9 protein-coding genes and 1 pseudogene are annotated in these 15,606 nt (G+C 72.4%); 8 read left to right on the top strand and 2 right to left on the bottom strand.

Annotated features, from left to right (window positions below):
• Window positions 1-181: 181 nt before the first annotated feature.
• The 5 genes from ACGGAQ_RS04770 to ACGGAQ_RS04750 all read left to right on the top strand — a co-directional run bounded on the left by ACGGAQ_RS04770 (window position 182) and on the right by ACGGAQ_RS04750 (window position 8,427).
• Entirely contained in the window at window positions 182-2,542 is a 2,361-nt protein-coding gene (locus tag ACGGAQ_RS04770) for a sodium-translocating pyrophosphatase (RefSeq protein WP_393044638.1), read from the top strand.
• 102 nt (window positions 2,543-2,644) lie between these two features.
• Window positions 2,645-3,187 carry a hypothetical protein gene (locus tag ACGGAQ_RS04765; RefSeq protein ID WP_393044636.1) on the top strand — a complete coding sequence of 181 codons (543 nt, stop codon included), beginning with the start codon at window positions 2,645-2,647 and terminating at the stop codon, window positions 3,185-3,187.
• Window positions 3,178-3,936 (top strand): hypothetical protein, encoded by a 759-nt coding sequence (locus ACGGAQ_RS04760; RefSeq protein ID WP_393044634.1) that lies wholly within the window; start codon window positions 3,178-3,180, stop codon window positions 3,934-3,936. The genes ACGGAQ_RS04765 and ACGGAQ_RS04760 overlap by 10 nt, the downstream gene beginning before the upstream one ends.
• 349 nt (window positions 3,937-4,285) lie before the next feature.
• The gene (gene topA / locus ACGGAQ_RS04755) at window positions 4,286-7,126 is read left to right on the top strand and encodes a type I DNA topoisomerase (protein ID WP_393044632.1); all 2,841 of its coding nucleotides are present in this window, start codon (window positions 4,286-4,288) and stop codon (window positions 7,124-7,126) included.
• A gap of 80 nt (window positions 7,127-7,206) precedes the next feature.
• Window positions 7,207-8,427, top strand: coding sequence for a CapA family protein (locus ACGGAQ_RS04750; protein ID WP_393044630.1), 1,221 nt, complete (start codon window positions 7,207-7,209; stop codon window positions 8,425-8,427).
• Between the two features lie 8 nt (window positions 8,428-8,435).
• Here ACGGAQ_RS04750 and ACGGAQ_RS04745 read toward each other — a convergent pair.
• Window positions 8,436-9,746: pseudogene (locus ACGGAQ_RS04745) on the bottom strand (D-arabinono-1,4-lactone oxidase); the annotation flags it as partial.
• Between the two features lie 226 nt (window positions 9,747-9,972).
• On the opposite strand from ACGGAQ_RS04745, the gene ACGGAQ_RS04740 reads away from it, so the two are divergent.
• Window positions 9,973-10,578, top strand: a complete 606-nt coding sequence (locus ACGGAQ_RS04740) for a TetR family transcriptional regulator (protein ID WP_393045666.1) — start codon at window positions 9,973-9,975, stop codon at window positions 10,576-10,578.
• Between the two features lie 43 nt (window positions 10,579-10,621).
• On the opposite strand, the gene ACGGAQ_RS04735 is transcribed toward ACGGAQ_RS04740, so the two are convergent.
• Window positions 10,622-11,827: an amino acid deaminase/aldolase gene (locus ACGGAQ_RS04735; protein ID WP_393044628.1), complete on the bottom strand. Its 1,206-nt coding sequence runs from the start codon at window positions 11,825-11,827 to the stop codon at window positions 10,622-10,624.
• A 317-nt stretch (window positions 11,828-12,144) separates the two neighbouring features.
• On the opposite strand from ACGGAQ_RS04735, the gene tmk reads away from it, so the two are divergent.
• Both tmk and ACGGAQ_RS04725 read left to right on the top strand, forming a co-directional pair.
• Window positions 12,145-14,235: a dTMP kinase gene (tmk, locus tag ACGGAQ_RS04730; RefSeq protein WP_393045664.1), complete on the top strand. Its 2,091-nt coding sequence runs from the start codon at window positions 12,145-12,147 to the stop codon at window positions 14,233-14,235.
• On the top strand, window positions 14,235-15,509 hold the full coding sequence (locus tag ACGGAQ_RS04725) for a DNA polymerase III subunit delta' (RefSeq protein WP_393044626.1): 1,275 nt from the start codon (window positions 14,235-14,237) through the stop codon (window positions 15,507-15,509). Before tmk ends, ACGGAQ_RS04725 begins: the two co-directional genes overlap by 1 nt.
• Window positions 15,510-15,606: the final 97 nt, after the last annotated feature.

The following is a 15,606-nucleotide window of genomic DNA, read 5'->3' as shown; positions in this document are numbered from 1 at the left end:
ACACTGTGGAGGGCTACAGTACCCGGGTTGTCAGCAAGTGATCCAACCCGCAGCCAGCGGGTATGGGTGGTCATCGCTGGTCCGCTGGGGTGGGTTGGCGCGCGCTTGCGAGTCCGCATCCAGGCGTCGATCGGTGCGTCTCCACCCGTCGACGCGAGTGTTCGGTAACAGGAGGACACAGATGTCCGAGACCTTGGCCGCCGATGGCGGCGGGCTTTCCCTTACCGGAAGCAATGTCACATACGTCGTCATCGCCGCGGTCATCGCCCTGGTGGCGCTCGTCTTCGCCGCCGCGCTGACGAAGACGGTGCTGGCAGCCGGCAAGGGCACCACGAACATGCAGGAGATCTCGGGGGCGGTCCAGGAGGGCGCCTCGGCCTACCTGCTCCGCCAGTTCCGCACCTTGGCGATCTTCGTCGTCGTCGCCGTGGTGCTGCTCTTCCTGCTGCCGGTGCACGACACCGACGGCAGCGAGATGGCCGTGAAGCTCGGCCGCTCGCTCTTCTTCGTCGTGGGCGCCGTCTTCAGCGCGTCCATCGGCGGCGCCGGCATGTGGCTGGCGACCCGCGCCAACCTGCGCGTGGCCGCCGCCGCCCGGGAGCGACAGGGTGGCCGCGAGGCGGCCATGAAGATCGCCTTCCGGACCGGCGGCGTGGTCGGCTTCCTCACCGTCGGCCTCGGCCTCTTCGGCGCCGCGCTCGTCGTCCTGGTCTACCGGGGTGACGCGCCCACGGTCCTGGAGGGCTTCGGCTTCGGCGCCGCGCTGCTGGCGATGTTCATGCGGGTCGGCGGCGGCATCTTCACCAAGGCCGCCGACGTCGGCGCCGACCTGGTCGGCAAGGTCGAGCAGGGCATCCCCGAGGACGATCCGCGCAACGCCGCCACCATCGCCGACAACGTGGGCGACAACGTCGGTGACTGCGCCGGCATGGCCGCCGACCTCTTCGAGTCGTACGCGGTGACGCTGGTCGCCGCGCTGATCCTCGGCCGCGCCGCCTTCGGCGAGGACGGTCTGGTCTTCCCGCTGATCATCTCCACCATCGGCGTGCTGGTCGCCATCGTCGGCGTCTTCATCACCCGGCTGCGCGCCTCCGACCGCAGCGGCCTCACCGCGATCAACCGGGCCTTCTACATCTCCGCCGTGATCTCCGCGGTGCTGGTGGCGATCGCCGCGTACGCGTACCTGCCGGCGACCTTCGCCGAGCTGGAGGGTGGCCTCACCGACGTCGACCGCAACCCGCGACTGGTGGCCATCGGCGCGGTCGTGATCGGCATCGTGCTGGCCGCGGCGATCCAGGCGCTGACCGGGTACTTCACCGAGACCAACCGCCGGCCGGTGCAGGACATCGGCAAGAGCTCGCAGACCGGCGCCGCCACGGTGATCCTCGCCGGCATCAGCATCGGGTTGGAGTCGGCGGTCTACTCGGCGCTGCTGATCGGCGCCGGCGTCTTCGGGGCGTTCCTGCTCGGCGGCAGCTCCATCACGCTGTCGCTGTTCGCGGTGGCGCTGGCCGGCACCGGCCTGCTCACCACTGTCGGCGTCATCGTCGCCATGGACACCTTCGGGCCGATCTCCGACAACGCCCAGGGCGTGGCGGAGATGTCCGGCGACATCGACGAGCACGGCGCGCGGACGCTCACCGAGCTGGACGCGGTCGGCAACACCACCAAGGCGATCACCAAGGGCATCGCGATCGCCACCGCGGTGCTGGCGGCGACCGCGCTGTTCGGCTCGTACACGGACACCCTGCGCACCGCGTACGCGGACGCCGGTGTGGGCGACGTCGGGACCGAGATCCTCAACTCGCTGAACGTGGCCAACCCGCGCAACCTGGTCGGCCTGATCATCGGTGCGGCGGTCGTCTTCCTCTTCTCCGGGCTGGCCATCAACGCGGTGTCCCGCTCGGCCGGCGCCGTGGTGATGGAGGTGCGCCGGCAGTTCCGTGAGCTGCCCGGCATCATGGACCGCACCCAGCGCCCGGAGTACGGCAAGGTCGTCGACATCTGCACCCGGGACGCGCAGCGCGAGCTGATGACCCCCGGTCTGCTCGCCATCCTGGCGCCGATCGCGGTCGGCTTCGGCCTCGGGCCCGGCGCGCTGGCGGCGTACCTCGCCGGCGCGATCGGGGCCGGCACCCTGATGGCGGTCTTCCTGGCCAACTCCGGTGGCGCGTGGGACAACGCCAAGAAGTTGGTCGAGGACGGCGCGTACGGCGGCAAGGGTTCCGAGGCGCACGCCGCCACGGTCATCGGCGACACCGTCGGTGACCCGTTCAAGGACACCGCCGGCCCGGCGATCAACCCGCTGATCAAGGTGATGAACCTGGTCTCGCTGCTGATCGCGCCCGCCGTGGTGGCGTACAGCGTCGGTGACGACCGCAACGTCGCACTGCGGGTGGGCATCGCGCTGGTCGCGACGCTGATCATCGTGGCGTCGGTGGTCTTCAGCAAGCGCAAGGGCATCGCGATGGACGACTCCGACGCCGGTGGCAACACCGGCGCGGGCAGCGCCGACCACCGGCCGGAGACGGTCAACGCCTGAGCGACACCGGCACCGGAGTCCCCGCTCGACGTACCTGTCGGGCGGGGACCCCGGCCATCCGGACCGGTGCCACGCCTGGCCGGAGGCCGTACGCTGCAACGCATGCGTACGTGCCGGGCGTCTGCCGCCGGAAAGCTCACGGTGGTCCTGGCCACGCTCGTCGTCGTCCTCGCCGGCTGCGGTGGTGGGCCCAGCCCGCGGGCCTGGGCGGCGTCGGTCTGCGGCGCGCTCACGCCGTGGCGCTCCGAGATCAGCAAGTTGACCAGCAGCACCGATCAGCAGATGACGGCGCAGACCACTCCGGCGCAGGCCAAGGAGAACCTGGTGCGGCTCTTCGGTGGTGCCGAGCAGGCCAGCGAGACCGCGCGCCGCAAGGTCGAGCAGGCCGGCGTCCCGGAGACCGACAACGGCGAGGCCATCTCGGCCGGGTTCCGCAGCTCGCTGAGCAAGATGCGGGACGCCTACGGCCGGGCCCGGGACACCATCGAGGGGTTGGGCACCGGCGAGCCGGCCGCCTTCTACGACGGCGTGCGGGCCGCCGTCGAGACGCTGAACAAGGAGTACGACGCCAGCGCTCTGGACACCAGCCAGCTCAACTCCGAGGAGTTGAAACAGGCCTTCGACGAGGTGCCGGAGTGTCGCTGAACGGGCTCGGTGACTCTCCGGCGGCGCAGCCGCTGCCGGCGCTGTTCCCCGCACCCGAGCCCGATCCGCCGGACACTGGCCCGGCGACGTCGGGTGCCAGCCGGCGACGCGGCGGCCCGGCCCGATCGGAGTCGAGTCGTCCCGGGCCGCCGCACGCCGACGACGCGGGGCGGCAACTGGTCTTCTTCGGCGCGGATGCCGCCGAGCCGGCGGTCGCCGATCTGGCCGGGTTGCTGGCCGGGCCGGGCGAGGTGGTCCGGATGGGCGGCACCGCCCGGCTCGCGGTGCGGGTGGACGCCGCCTGGCGGGTGCACGTGCTCGTCGCCGAACTGGCGCTGCGCGGGCTGGCCGCGAGCTGGGAGCCGACCGAGGACGAGCGACACACCGTCCGGACGTCGTACACCCGGCTGTTGAAGCCGCTCGCGGTCGCCTGGCTGCACGGCCCGGCGAAGCGCCCGCCGGCCGTCTTCCACCTGACCGGCCGGCGGCTGCGGCTCTGGCTCGCCGCCGCCGGGACGCCGGAGCCGCCCAGCGGCTTCCTGCTGCGGCTCGGCGAGGGCGACCAGGAGTCGTGGGACGCGATCGGCGCCGCCCTGGCCGCCGCCGGCCTGGCCGGCACGTTGCTCGGCCCCGGCGAGGGCGGCCCGGCGTACCGGATCACCGGCCGGCGCCGGTTGGCGCGGCTCGCCGAGCTGGTCGGCGGACCGCCACCGGCGGCGCCAACGGACGCCTGGCCCAGCCGGGGTTGAACCAGTCAATTCGCCCAAGTCGGGAGGGGTGGCCGGTTGTCCGGTGCCGGACAACCGGCGGGTTGATCCAGAGGAAAACAGCCGGGTCGGGCCTCGACCGAGGGTCCGCCATCGTCACAGTGACCCGCTTCGAGCCCTACTCACGGTGTACGGTGGCGCCGTCCGGCAGTGCCGAGCACGGCGGGGCGGGAGTTGACCGCCGCGCCGCAGCGGATTGCCGCCCGCGAAACCCGAAACGCGGACGGCGCGTTACGTTGGACATCCGGACCGCCGGTGCCGCGGCGGGGTCGAGAGCGGTCGCTGTCGTAGGCGCCGGCAGGCCACGAGCAGGAGTGAGGTCGACAGAGACGTGCCGAGCAAAGCTGGAACCACCCGTCTGGTCATCGTCGAGTCACCGGCGAAGGCCAAGACGATCTCGGGCTACCTCGGCCCGGGGTACGTCGTGGAGGCCAGCTTCGGTCACGTCCGCGACCTGCCGCGCAACGCCGCCGACGTGCCGGCGAAGTACAAGGGCGAGTCCTGGGCCCGCCTCGGGGTGGACGTGGACAACGGCTTCCACGCCCTCTACGTCGTCTCCGCCGACCGCCGGCAGCAGATCAGCAAGCTGGTGAAGCTCGCCAAGGAGGTCGACGAGATCTTCCTGGCCACGGATGAGGACCGCGAGGGCGAGGCGATCGCCTGGCACCTGGTGGAGACGCTCAAGCCCAAGGTGCCGGTCAAGCGGATGGTCTTCCACGAGATCACCAAGCCGGCGATCCAGGCGGCAGTGGCCAACCCCCGGGAGATCGACCGCGACCTGGTCGATGCCCAGGAGGCCCGGCGGATCCTCGACCGCCTCTACGGCTACGAGGTCTCCCCGGTGCTGTGGAAGAAGGTCATGCCGAAGCTCTCGGCCGGCCGGGTGCAGTCCGTGGCGACCCGCATCGTGGTCGAGCGGGAGCGGCAGCGGATGGCCTTCCGCACCGCCGAGTACTGGGACATCCTGGCCACCCTCGCCGTGGCGAACGCCGGTGAGGGGCCGCGCGCCTTCAACGCCACCCTGATCGCGTTGAACGGCGACCGGATCGCCACCGGCAAGGACTTCGAGCCGACCACGGGCCGGGTTCGGGCCGGCGCTGGTGTCGTCCACCTGGACGAGGGCGGCGCCCGAGGGCTCGCGGCCCGCCTGGAGGGTCGGCCGTTCACCGTCACCCGCGTCGAGGAGAAGCCCTACCGCCGCCGCCCGTACGCGCCGTTCATCACCTCCACGCTCCAGCAGGAGGCGGCCCGCAAGCTGCGCCTGTCCTCGCAGCAGACGATGCGTACCGCGCAGCGGCTCTACGAGAACGGCTACATCACCTATATGCGTACCGACTCGGTGAACCTGTCGGAGACCGCCATCTCGGCGGCCCGCCGGCAGATCGTCGAGCTGTACGGCGAGCGCAGCGTTCCGCCGGAGCCGCGCCGCTACACCGGCAAGGTGAAGAACGCGCAGGAGGCGCACGAGGCGATCCGCCCGGCGGGGGACAACTTCCGTACTCCGGGCGAGGTGGCCAAGGAGCTGTCCGCCGAGGAGTTCAAGCTCTACGAGCTGATCTGGCGGCGGACCATTGCCTCGCAGATGACCGACGCGGTCGGTTCCAGCGTGTCGGTGCGGATTCGGGCGGTCTCCACCTCGCAGGAGGAGGCCGACTTCGGCGCGACCGGCAAGACCATTACCGACCCGGGCTTCCTGCGCGCGTACGTCGAGTCCAGCGACGACGAGAACGCCGAGGCCGAGGACGCCGAGCGCCGGCTGCCCACCCTGGTCAAGGACCAGCCGCTGACCGCCGACGAGCTGGTCGCGCAGGGTCACCACACCCAGCCGCCGTCGCGCTACACCGAGGCGTCGCTGGTCAAGGCCCTGGAAGAGCTGGGCATCGGCCGCCCGTCCACCTACGCGTCGATCATGCAGACGATCCAGGACCGGGGGTACGTCACCAAGCGCGGCCAGGCGATGATCCCCACGTTCCTGGCCTTCGCGGTGATCGGGCTGATGGAACGGCACTATCCCCGCCTGATCGACTACGACTTCACCGCCAGCATGGAGAACGAGCTGGATGAGATCGCCGGCGGTGACCACGCCGCGGTCGACTTCCTCACCGCGTTCTACTTCGGCAGCTCCAACGGCGCCGGCGACCAGGACATCGCCCGCTCCGGCGGGTTGAAGAAGCTGGTCACCGAGAACCTCAGCGAGATCGACGCGCGCAGCGTCAACTCCATCCCGCTCTTCACCGACTCCGACGGCCGCGAGATCGTCGTCCGGGTCGGCCGGTACGGGCCGTACCTCCAGCGGGAGCTGCCCGGCGGTGAGCAGCCCGCGCCGGCCGAGGGCGAGGAGGGCGGTGCCCAGGGCGACCGGGCGCCGATCCCCGAGGGCCTCGCCCCGGACGAGCTGACCCCGGAGAAGGTGCACGAGCTGTTCCTCGGCGGCAGCGGCGAGCGCAAGCTCGGCGACGACCCCGCCACCGGCGAGCCGATCGTGCTGAAGTCCGGCCGCTTCGGCCCGTACGTCTCCAGCGGCGAGCGGAAGTCGTCGCTGCTGCGCTCGCAGACACCGGACTCGCTCTCCCTGGAGGAGGCGCTGCGGCTGCTCAGCCTGCCCCGGCTGGTGGGCGTCGCGCCCGACGGCGTCGAGGTGTTCGCCAACAACGGTCGCTACGGCCCGTACGTGAAGCGCGGCGAGGAGTTCCGCTCGCTGGAGTCCGAAGAGCAGATGTTCACGGTCAGCCTGGACGAGGCGTTGGCCCTGCTGGCCGCCCCGAAGACCCGGGGCCGGCGGGCCGCCGCGCCGCCACTGCGGGAGATGGGCGTCGACCCGCTGACCGAGAAGCCACTGGTGATCAAGGATGGGCGTTTCGGCCCGTACGTCACCGACGGCGAGTTCAACGCGTCCCTGCGGCGCGGGCAGACCCCGGAGGCGTTGAGCCTCGAGGAAGCCTCGGAGATGTTGGCGGAGAAGCGTGCCAAGGGTCCGGCGCCGCGCAAGAAGGCGGCGGCGAAGAAGGCTCCGGCGAAGAAGGTCACGGCGACCAAGAAGACGGCCGCCGCCAGCAAGTCCACCGCCGCGAAGAAGACCACCACCGCCAAGGCGACGGCGGCCAGGAAGGCGGCCCCGGCGAAGAAGGCGGCCCCGAAGAAGGCCACCGCCGCCAGGCCGGCCGAGGAGTGACGAGCACCGACCCCTGTCCCTAATGGATGAAATGTCCTATTTGAGATTGGCGGTTGGTGGAGGTTCCCTAACGTGAGGGGATGTTCGCCACCACGCGTCGCCGCGTCCTCGTCGGCGCCTCGGCCGGAGCGTTGCTGCTTGCCGTGGCCGCGGTCGGCGCCTGGCAGATGGATGTCGAGAGTTCCGGGCCGGCCGGGGCCACCGCGTCGCACGCTCCCCCGCAGACCGTCGCCCCCGGGGCGTCCACCGGGCCGACCCGGGATCCGGCCAACCGGCGGACCGTGCGACTCGTCGCCGCGGGTGACGTTCTGATCCATCCAGCGGTGACCGACCAGGCGCGCCGGGACGCTGCCCGTGCCGGCGGCATGGACTTCGCCCCGATGTTCGCCGGGGTCGCCCCGGCGGTCCGCGGCGCCGACCTGGCGCTGTGCCACCTCGAGACGCCTTTGGCCGATCCCGCCGGCCCGTTCGCCGGCTATCCGTCGTTCAACGCGCCGCCGCAGGTGCTCGACGGGCTGCGCGCCACCGGATTCGACGGCTGCTCGACCGCCTCCAACCACACGCTCGACCAGGGCGCCGACGGGGTGGCCCGGACAATCCGCGCCCTCGACGCCGCCGGGCTGGGGCACACCGGCAGCGCCCGCAGTGCCGCCGAAGCGGCCAGGCCCCGGATCTATCAGGTGGGCGACGTCCGCGTCGCCCACCTGGCGTACAGCCTGAACTTCAACGGGCTGAGCCGCCCCTCGGGCCAGCCGTGGCTGGCCAACCTGATCGATCCGCCCGAGATCCTCGCCGCCGCCCACGAGGCGCGCGCCGCCGGCGCCGACATCGTCGTGCTCAGCCTGCACTGGGGTACGGAGTATCAGCACCTGCCGGACGCCGACCAGCGGGCCTGGGCCGAGCGGCTGATCTCTTCCCCCGACGTGGACCTCATCCTGGGCCATCACGCCCACGCGGTGCAGCCGTTCCAGCGCTTCGGCGACAAGTGGGTGGTCTTCGGCATGGGCAACGAGCTGGCCCGGCACGAGGAGCCGATCAACGACAACCGCGAGGGTGTGATGGCCCGGGCGACCTTCACCGAGACCGCCCCGGGGCGCTGGACGGTGACCCGGATGGAGGCACTGCCAACCTGGACCGACCTGGCTCCGGCCCTCCGGCTGGTTGACCTGACCGCAGCGCTTGCCGACCCGGGCACCCTGCCAGGTCTGCGGGGCGACTACCGGGCGGCGTACCAGCGGGTGCTCGGCTACGTCCGGGCCCTCGGCGCCGGCGCGGACCAGGTGGTGGCGTCGGGCGGCTGAGCGCCGCCGCCGAGGACGCGGTCGAGGTGGGCGTTGGCGAACCGGTGGTCAGGGTCCAGGCGGTCGCGTACGGCCAGGAAGTCGGCGAACCTCGGGTAGGCGGGGGCCAGGCTGGCGGCGTCCCGGTAGTGCAGCTTGCCCCAGTGCGGGCGGCCACCCAGCCCGGCGGCCACCTCCTCGAAGGCCCGGAAGTACGGCTCGTACGGCATGCCGACGTACTGGTGCACAGCGATGTACGCGGAGTCCCGACCGTAGCCGTGCGACAGCCAGATGTCGTCGGCGGCGGTGAACCGCACCTCGACCGGGAAGAGCACCTTGAACGGCAGTCCGTCGACGATCCGCTGCAGCGCGGCGAGCGCCTCGGGTAGCGCCTCGCGGGGCAGGCCGTACTCCATCTCCACGAAGCGGACCCGGCGTGGGGTGCAGAACACCCGGTCGGAGCGCCCGGTGTACTGCCGTTCGGTGAGTGCGCGGGCGGAGACGGCGCTGATGCCGGGTGCCAGCGCCGGCAGCGCTCGGCCGAGGCGGCAGGCGCCGGCGAAGACTGTGTTGGACAGGAAGTCGTCGTCCAACCAGCCGCGCCAGCGAGGCAGTGGCCGGTCGTTGGCGGGTGCCCGGTCGTTGGTCTTGACCTGGACCCGGGACGTGTAGGGGAACCAGTAGAACTCGACGTGGTCGTGGCCGCCGATCAGAGTGGGCAGGTCGCCGAGCACATCGGCCAGCGCGGCGGGCCGTTCGTGGGCGTGCAGGACGAAGGCGTCGACGCAGCGCAGCGTCACCTCGACCAGCACCCCGAGCGCCCCGAGCGACACCCGGGCGGCGGCGAAGACGTCCGGGTGCTCGTCGGCGGAGCAGCGCAGCACCTCTCCGCTGCCGGTGACCAGAGTGATCGCTTCGACGAAGGTGGACAGGCAGCCGTAGCCGGCGCCGGTGCCGTGGGTGCCGGTGGAGATCGCGCCGGCGACGGTCTGCGCGTCGATGTCACCGAGGTTGGGCAGTGCGAGGCCGTGCCGGGCGAGCAGGCTGTTGAGCGTGTGCAGGGTCATTCCGGCCGGTACCGTGACGAGCCGGTTCGCGACGTCGACGCTGACGGTGGTGTCCAACTCGGACAGTTCCATCCGCCGGTCGTCGGCGAGCGCGATGGCGGTGAAGGAGTGGCCGCTGCCGGTCACCCGGATCCGGCGGCCCTCGGCGGCGGTGGCACGGACAGCCTCGGTGACGTCGGCCACCGAGCCGGGGCGGAGGATGGCGGTGGCGGAGCCGCGCTGGTTGCCGGCCCAGTTGGACCAGGGGGTGGTGAGCGGTGCCGTGCCGACCATGCGCGCTCCTCATTCATGAATATGAACTGACTTCATATCAGGAACGTTGTACCTGGTAAATACCGCAATTGCGATCCGCTCGTTGTACCGGTAGTCACGGACTCGTGACGTGGAGATATGTTCATCCGTCGAAGGGGGGTGGCGCCGAGTGTCCACACCAGCCGCCACGACCGGGCCGCTGCGCCGCGTACCGGTGCAGGGTCGAAGTGTCGCGCGGGTACAGCGCATGTTGGATGCCTGCGCCGAACTCGTCGACGAGGTCGGGTACGAGGGTCTGACCACGACCCTGCTCGCCGAGCGGGCCGAAGTGGCGATCGGGTCGGTCTACCAGTTCTTCCCGGACAAGCGGGCGATCGTGCAGGCGTTGACCCTGCGCACGATGGAGTCCTACCTGCAGCGGCTCGACGAGCGCTTCGCCTCCGACGAGATGACCCACTGGTGGGACGGCGTCGACGCGGGCATCGACGAGTACATCACGATGCACCGCACCGTCCCGGGCTTTCGTACTCTGCACTTCGGCGACGTGGTCGACCTGCACCTGCTCGATGAGCAGCGGGACAACAACGGCGTGATCGCCGACCAGTTGGCGCGGGTGCTCACCGAGCGCTTCGGGCTCACCGACGTGCCGAAGCTGCGCTTCGTCCTGGAGATCGCGGTGGAGGCCGCCGACGCGCTGATCAAGCTCGCGTTCCGGCGGAAGTCCGACGGCGACGAGCGGGTGCTGCTCGAGGCGAAGGCGCTGATCCGGGAGTACCTGCATCGCCAGGTCGACGGGCGCGACAGCGGCGACCCCGCCGCCGAGCAGCAGACCGAGGCCGTCCAGCACGCCTGAGTCGGCGGTTCAGCACGCCTGAGTCGGCGCGCGGGGCGGGCCGTCAGAGGAACGCGTGGCCCTCGCCCCGGTAGGTGGGCACGGTCGCCACTATCGCGTCCCCCTCGACCAGGTGCAGCTCGTTGACCCGTTCGCACAGCTCACCGGCCTTGGCGTGCCGGAACCACACCCGGTCGCCGACCCGCAGGGTGGCCGCCGCCGCGCCGGAGAGCGGGGTCTGCACCTCGCCGGCACCCTCCGTGGCGACGAGCTTCAGGCCAGCCGGCAGCCACGGCCGCGGCAGCCGGCTGTCGGCAGCCTGGCCGGAGGCGATCCAACCGCCGCCGAGCACCGTCGCCAGCTCCGGCGTCGGCCGGCGGACCACCGCGCAGGCGAAGAACGCCGCCGGGGTGGGCCGCCACGCGCGGTACGCGTCGAACAGCGTCGGCCCGTACAGGCCCGATCCCGCGGTGACCTCGGTGACCGCGGGATCGGCGCTGGTCGCGGCCACGCTGCCGGTGCCGCCGCCGTTGACGAACTCCAGGTCGGCGTGCTCGCGTACCGCCGCCACCGCCGCACCCCGGCGGGCCAGCAACTCGCGGTACGACCCGCGCTGGGCCAGCCGGATCGCGCCGGCCAGCAGCGTCCGCCCCGGCGGCGCGTCGCCCAGGCCGGCGATCTGCGCCTCGTACGACATGAGCCCGACCAGCCGGAAGCCGGCGCGGCCGGCGACGGTGGCGGCGAGCGCGCCGGCCGCCCGGGCGCTGTGCACCGGCGAGCGGCGGACACCGACGTGTACCCCGCGCAGTGGGCGCCAGGAGGCGTCCAGGTCCAGGCAGAGCCGCAGCTCGGCGCGCTGCCCCGGGGCTCGGACGGCGTCGATGAAGTCCAGTTGCCCGGTGCCGTCGATCATCAGCGTGATCGCGGCGGCGAGCGTCGGGTCGGCGGCCAGCTCGGCGAGGGCCGCCCGGTCGGCGCTCGGGTACGCGACCAGCACGTCGTCGCTCACGCCGGCGCGGACCAGCCAGATCGCCTCGGGCAGGGTGAACGCCATCACGCCCCGCCAGCCGGGTCGGGCGAGCGCCCGGCCGATCAGCTCCCGGCTGCGCACCGACTTGCTGGCCAGCCGGAGCGGCTTGCCGGCGGCGCGGTCGGCCAGAGCCGCCGAGTTGGCGTCGAAGGCGGTGAGATCCACCACGGCGTACGGGGGGTCGAGATGGGCGGTCGCCCGGTCCAGGCGGTCGCGCAGTTTGTCGCTTTCGATGGCCACGTGTGCACGCTAACTGTCCGACGGTGAATGCGAAATACCCTCGCGTACGTCCCGGGCTGCGGCCGGCGCCCCGGGCGGCCTAGGCTCAGCGAGCAGGAGAATGTCGCCGGTGGGGCGGCCCCCACCGGGTCTAGAGTGTTCCACCGGGGGTGCCCAGCGATGGGCCGGCACGTGGAGGTACGGCCATCGAAAGCCAGAACAGCGGCGAGTCGCCCGGCGTGTCGCGCGCGGGTGACCAGTCGGGCAACGCCGCCAACCAGTCCAGCTCGGGTCAGGTCGATCCGTCCGGCTACGCCGCGATCCGCTCGGTTCTGCGGATCAGGCCGTTCCGGCGGCTCTGGATCGTGCTCGGCGCGGCCTCCTTCGGCGACTGGCTCGGTCTGCTGGCCACCGCTCTCTTCGCCGCCTCCCAGGTGCAGGGCAGCACCGCCCAGGGCGCCGCGTTCGGCGGTGTGACCGCGATCCGGCTGCTGCCCGCGCTGGTGCTCGGCCCGGTGGCCGGCGTCTTCGCCGACCGGTTCGACAGGCGCTGGACGATGGTCATCTGTGACCTGCTGCGCTTCGTCCTCTTCGCGTCCATTCCGCTCTACGCCCTCAGCGGCGCCCCGGGCGGCCTGGTGGTCGGGTGGGCGCTGATCGCCACCTTCCTGATCGAGTCGATCACCCTGCTCTGGATCCCGGCCAAGGAGGCCGCGGTCCCCAACCTCATCCCGCGGGCCCGGCTGGAGGCGGCCAACCAGCTCACCCTGATCACCACGTACGGCCTCACCCCGGTCGCCGCCGCCGTCGGCCTGGCCGTGCTCGACCGTGGCGTCCGTGGCGCCGTCGGCGGCGACCTGCCCTCCTGGGCCGAACCGGCCCAGCTCGCGCTCTGGTTCAACGCCTTCTCCCGGCTCGCCACCGCACTGGTGGTGGCCTTCGGGATCAAGGAGATCAGCGAGGCGCAACGCGGTGAGGCCGAGCGTTCCGAGCAGAGCATGTTCCGGCAGTTCTCCGAGGGCTGGAAGTACATCGGCCAGACCCCGCTCGTGCGTGGTCTGGTGCTGGGCATCTTCGGGGCGTTCGCCGGTGGCGGCATCGTGGTCGGCACGGCCAAGTTCTTCGCCAGCTCGCTGGGCGCCGGCGACGCCGCGTTCTCGCTGCTCTTCGGCGCCATCTTCGTCGGTCTGGCCCTCGGCATCGGTCTCGGTCCGATGATCGTCAAGGAGATGTCCCGGCGTCGGTGGTTCGGTATGAGCATCGTGCTGGCCAGCGCCGCCGTGATGACCCTCGCCTTCGCCATCCACCTGTCCATGGCGATCGTCGGAGCGGTCCTGGTCGGCGCCGGCGCCGGGATGGCCTTCCTGGCCGGCACCACGCTGCTGGGCGGCGAGGTGGCCGACGAGGTGCGTGGCCGGGTCTTCGCGGTGGTGCAGATCGGCACCCGGCTGGTGCTGATCCTGGCCATCGGGCTGAGCAGCGTGTTGGTCGGCGTCGGCGGCTCTCGCAAACTGACAATCGCCGACCTCGGCATCTCCGTCTCCTCCACCCGCCTGCTGCTGCTCGCCGCCGGTGCCGCCGGCATCTTCGCCGGGATCAGCGCCTTCGGCCAGATGGACGACAAGAAGGGCGTCCCCGTCCTCGCCGACCTCTGGGGCTCGATCCGGGGTCGCCCGCTGATGCCCTCCGAGCCGTTCGTCTCCGCCGGGCTCTTCGTGGTGTTCGAGGGCGGCGAGGGCGCCGGCAAGTCCACCCAGCTCACCGCGCTCGCCGAACGGCTGCGCGGCCAGGGGTGCGACGTCCTGGTCACCCGCGAACCGGGGGCCACGGCCGTCGGCCAGCGGATCCGGTCGCTCGTGCTGGACACCTCCGGCGACGAGGCGCCCTCCCCGCGCGCCGAGGCGCTGCTCTACGCCGCCGACCGGGCGCACCACGTGGCCGCCGTCGTCCGGCCCGCGCTGGTCCGTGGCGGTGTGGTGATCAGCGACCGGTACGTCGACTCGTCGCTCGCGTACCAGGGTGCCGGGCGGACGCTTCCGGTCGACGAGGTCTCCTGGCTCTCCTCCTGGGCCACCGGTGGGCTCAAGCCGGACCTGGTGGTGCTGCTCGACGTCGAGCCGCGGACCGGCCTGTCCCGGGTGGCCTCGCGCAACGCGGGCGCCGACCGGCTCGAGGCGGAGTCGCTCGCCTTCCACGAGCGCGTCCGCTACGCGTTCCTGGACCTCGCCGCCGCCGACCCGAAGCGCTACCTGGTGCTCGACGCCTCCCGGCCGGCCGACGAGATCACTCAGCTGGTGGTCCGGCGCGTGCAGGAGATGCTGGGCAAGCCGGGCGGCATCGTGCACCCCCGCCCCGCGCAGGGCCCGGACACCTCGGTGCAGCCGGAGTTATCCGACGCGGAGCTGGTGACGATGGAGCACAAGACCTGATGCCGGACGTCTTCGCCGATCTGGTCGGCCAGGACGAGGCGGTCGCCGAACTGCGCCGGGCCGCCGGCGCGGCGGCGGCCGTGCTGCGCGCCGGCGCGGCCGACCGGGCGCCCGCGCTGATCGCCGCCGGCCCGGCCGGCGAGGCTGCTCCCGAGACCGGTGGCACCGAGCCCGGCGCGCTGGACCCGTCCACCGGGATGACGCACGCCTGGATCTTCACCGGGCCGCCCGGTTCCGGTCGCTCGGTCGCCGCCCGGGCCTTCGCCGCCGCTCTCCAGTGCACGTACGGCACCGGCTGCGGCGAGTGCCCCGGCTGCCACACCACGATGGGCGGCACCAACGCCGACGTCCGGATGGTGGTGCCGGAGGGGCTCTCCATCGGCGTCGGCGAGATGCGCGCGCTGGTGCTGCGCGCGGCCAGCACCCCGTCCGGCGGGCGCTGGCAGGTGGTGGTCATCGAGGATGCCGACCGGCTCACCGAGGCGGCCGGCAACGCGCTGCTCAAGGCCATCGAGGAACCGCCACCGCGTACGGTCTTCCTGCTCTGCGCCCCGTCCACCCACCCGGACGACATCTCGGTGACCATCCGGTCGCGCTGTCGTGTCGTACCCCTGCGGCAGCCGCCGGCCGCGGCGGTGGCCGAGGTGCTGGTCCGTCGGGACGGCATCGCGCCCGACGTGGCGCAGTGGGCGGCGGCGGCCGCGCAGGGGCACGTGGGTCGGGCTCGCCGGCTGGCCCGCGATCCGGAGGCCCGCAAGCGGCGTGAGGCGGTCCTCGCCGTGCCGCGCCGGCTGACCGGCGTCGGCGCGGCGTTCGACGCGGCGTCTGCGCTGATCGAGGCGGCCGAGGCGGAGGCCGAGGCGTCGGTGTCCGAGGCGGACGCGACCGAACGGGCCGCGCTGGAGACCGCGCTCGGCGCGGGCGGCACCGGCCGGGGCGCGGCCGGCGCGATGCGCGGCGCCGCCGGGCAGCTCAAGGAGTTGGAGAAGCGGCAGAAGTCGCGGGCCACCCGGGCCCAGCGGGACGCGCTGGACCGCGCGCTCGTCGACCTGGCCGGCTTCTACCGGGACGCGCTCACCATGGCGTTGCGGGCCCCGGTCGATCCCGTGCACACCGACACCGCCGCGCTCGCCGGCGCGGGGGCCCAGAAGTGGGACGCCGAGGGGTCGCTGCGCCGGCTGGAGGCCGTCCTCGCCTGCCGGGCGGCGATCGAGGCGAACGTCAAGCCACGGATCGCGGTCGAGGCGATGATGCTCGCCCTCTGGAAGGGCTGACCCGCAGCTCCAGCCGGTTGTCCACAGCCATCGACACGCGCGATTGCTGTGCGGTACGGTCCGGTGTGCCGTGGTGACGGTGACGGCACGCTCAGTG

It is taken from the genome of Micromonospora sp. NPDC047557 (assembly GCF_043205095.1).
Taxonomy (GTDB): domain Bacteria; phylum Actinomycetota; class Actinomycetes; order Mycobacteriales; family Micromonosporaceae; genus Micromonospora.
Note: the sequence above shows the minus strand (reverse complement) of the source record. Positions and strands in the feature narration are given on the sequence as shown.

What these genes read in the sequence shown, in the direction of transcription:
- ACGGAQ_RS04725 (WP_393044626.1), top strand. Translation starts at nt 14,235, where the DNA reads ATGCCGGACGTCTTCGCCGATCTGGTCGGCCAGGACGAGGCGGTCGCC.
- ACGGAQ_RS04765 (WP_393044636.1), top strand. Translation starts at nt 2,645, where the DNA reads ATGCGTACGTGCCGGGCGTCTGCCGCCGGAAAGCTCACGGTGGTCCTG.
- ACGGAQ_RS04740 (WP_393045666.1), top strand. Translation starts at nt 9,973, where the DNA reads ATGTTGGATGCCTGCGCCGAACTCGTCGACGAGGTCGGGTACGAGGGT.
- ACGGAQ_RS04750 (WP_393044630.1), top strand. Translation starts at nt 7,207, where the DNA reads ATGTTCGCCACCACGCGTCGCCGCGTCCTCGTCGGCGCCTCGGCCGGA.
- ACGGAQ_RS04770 (WP_393044638.1), top strand. Translation starts at nt 182, where the DNA reads ATGTCCGAGACCTTGGCCGCCGATGGCGGCGGGCTTTCCCTTACCGGA.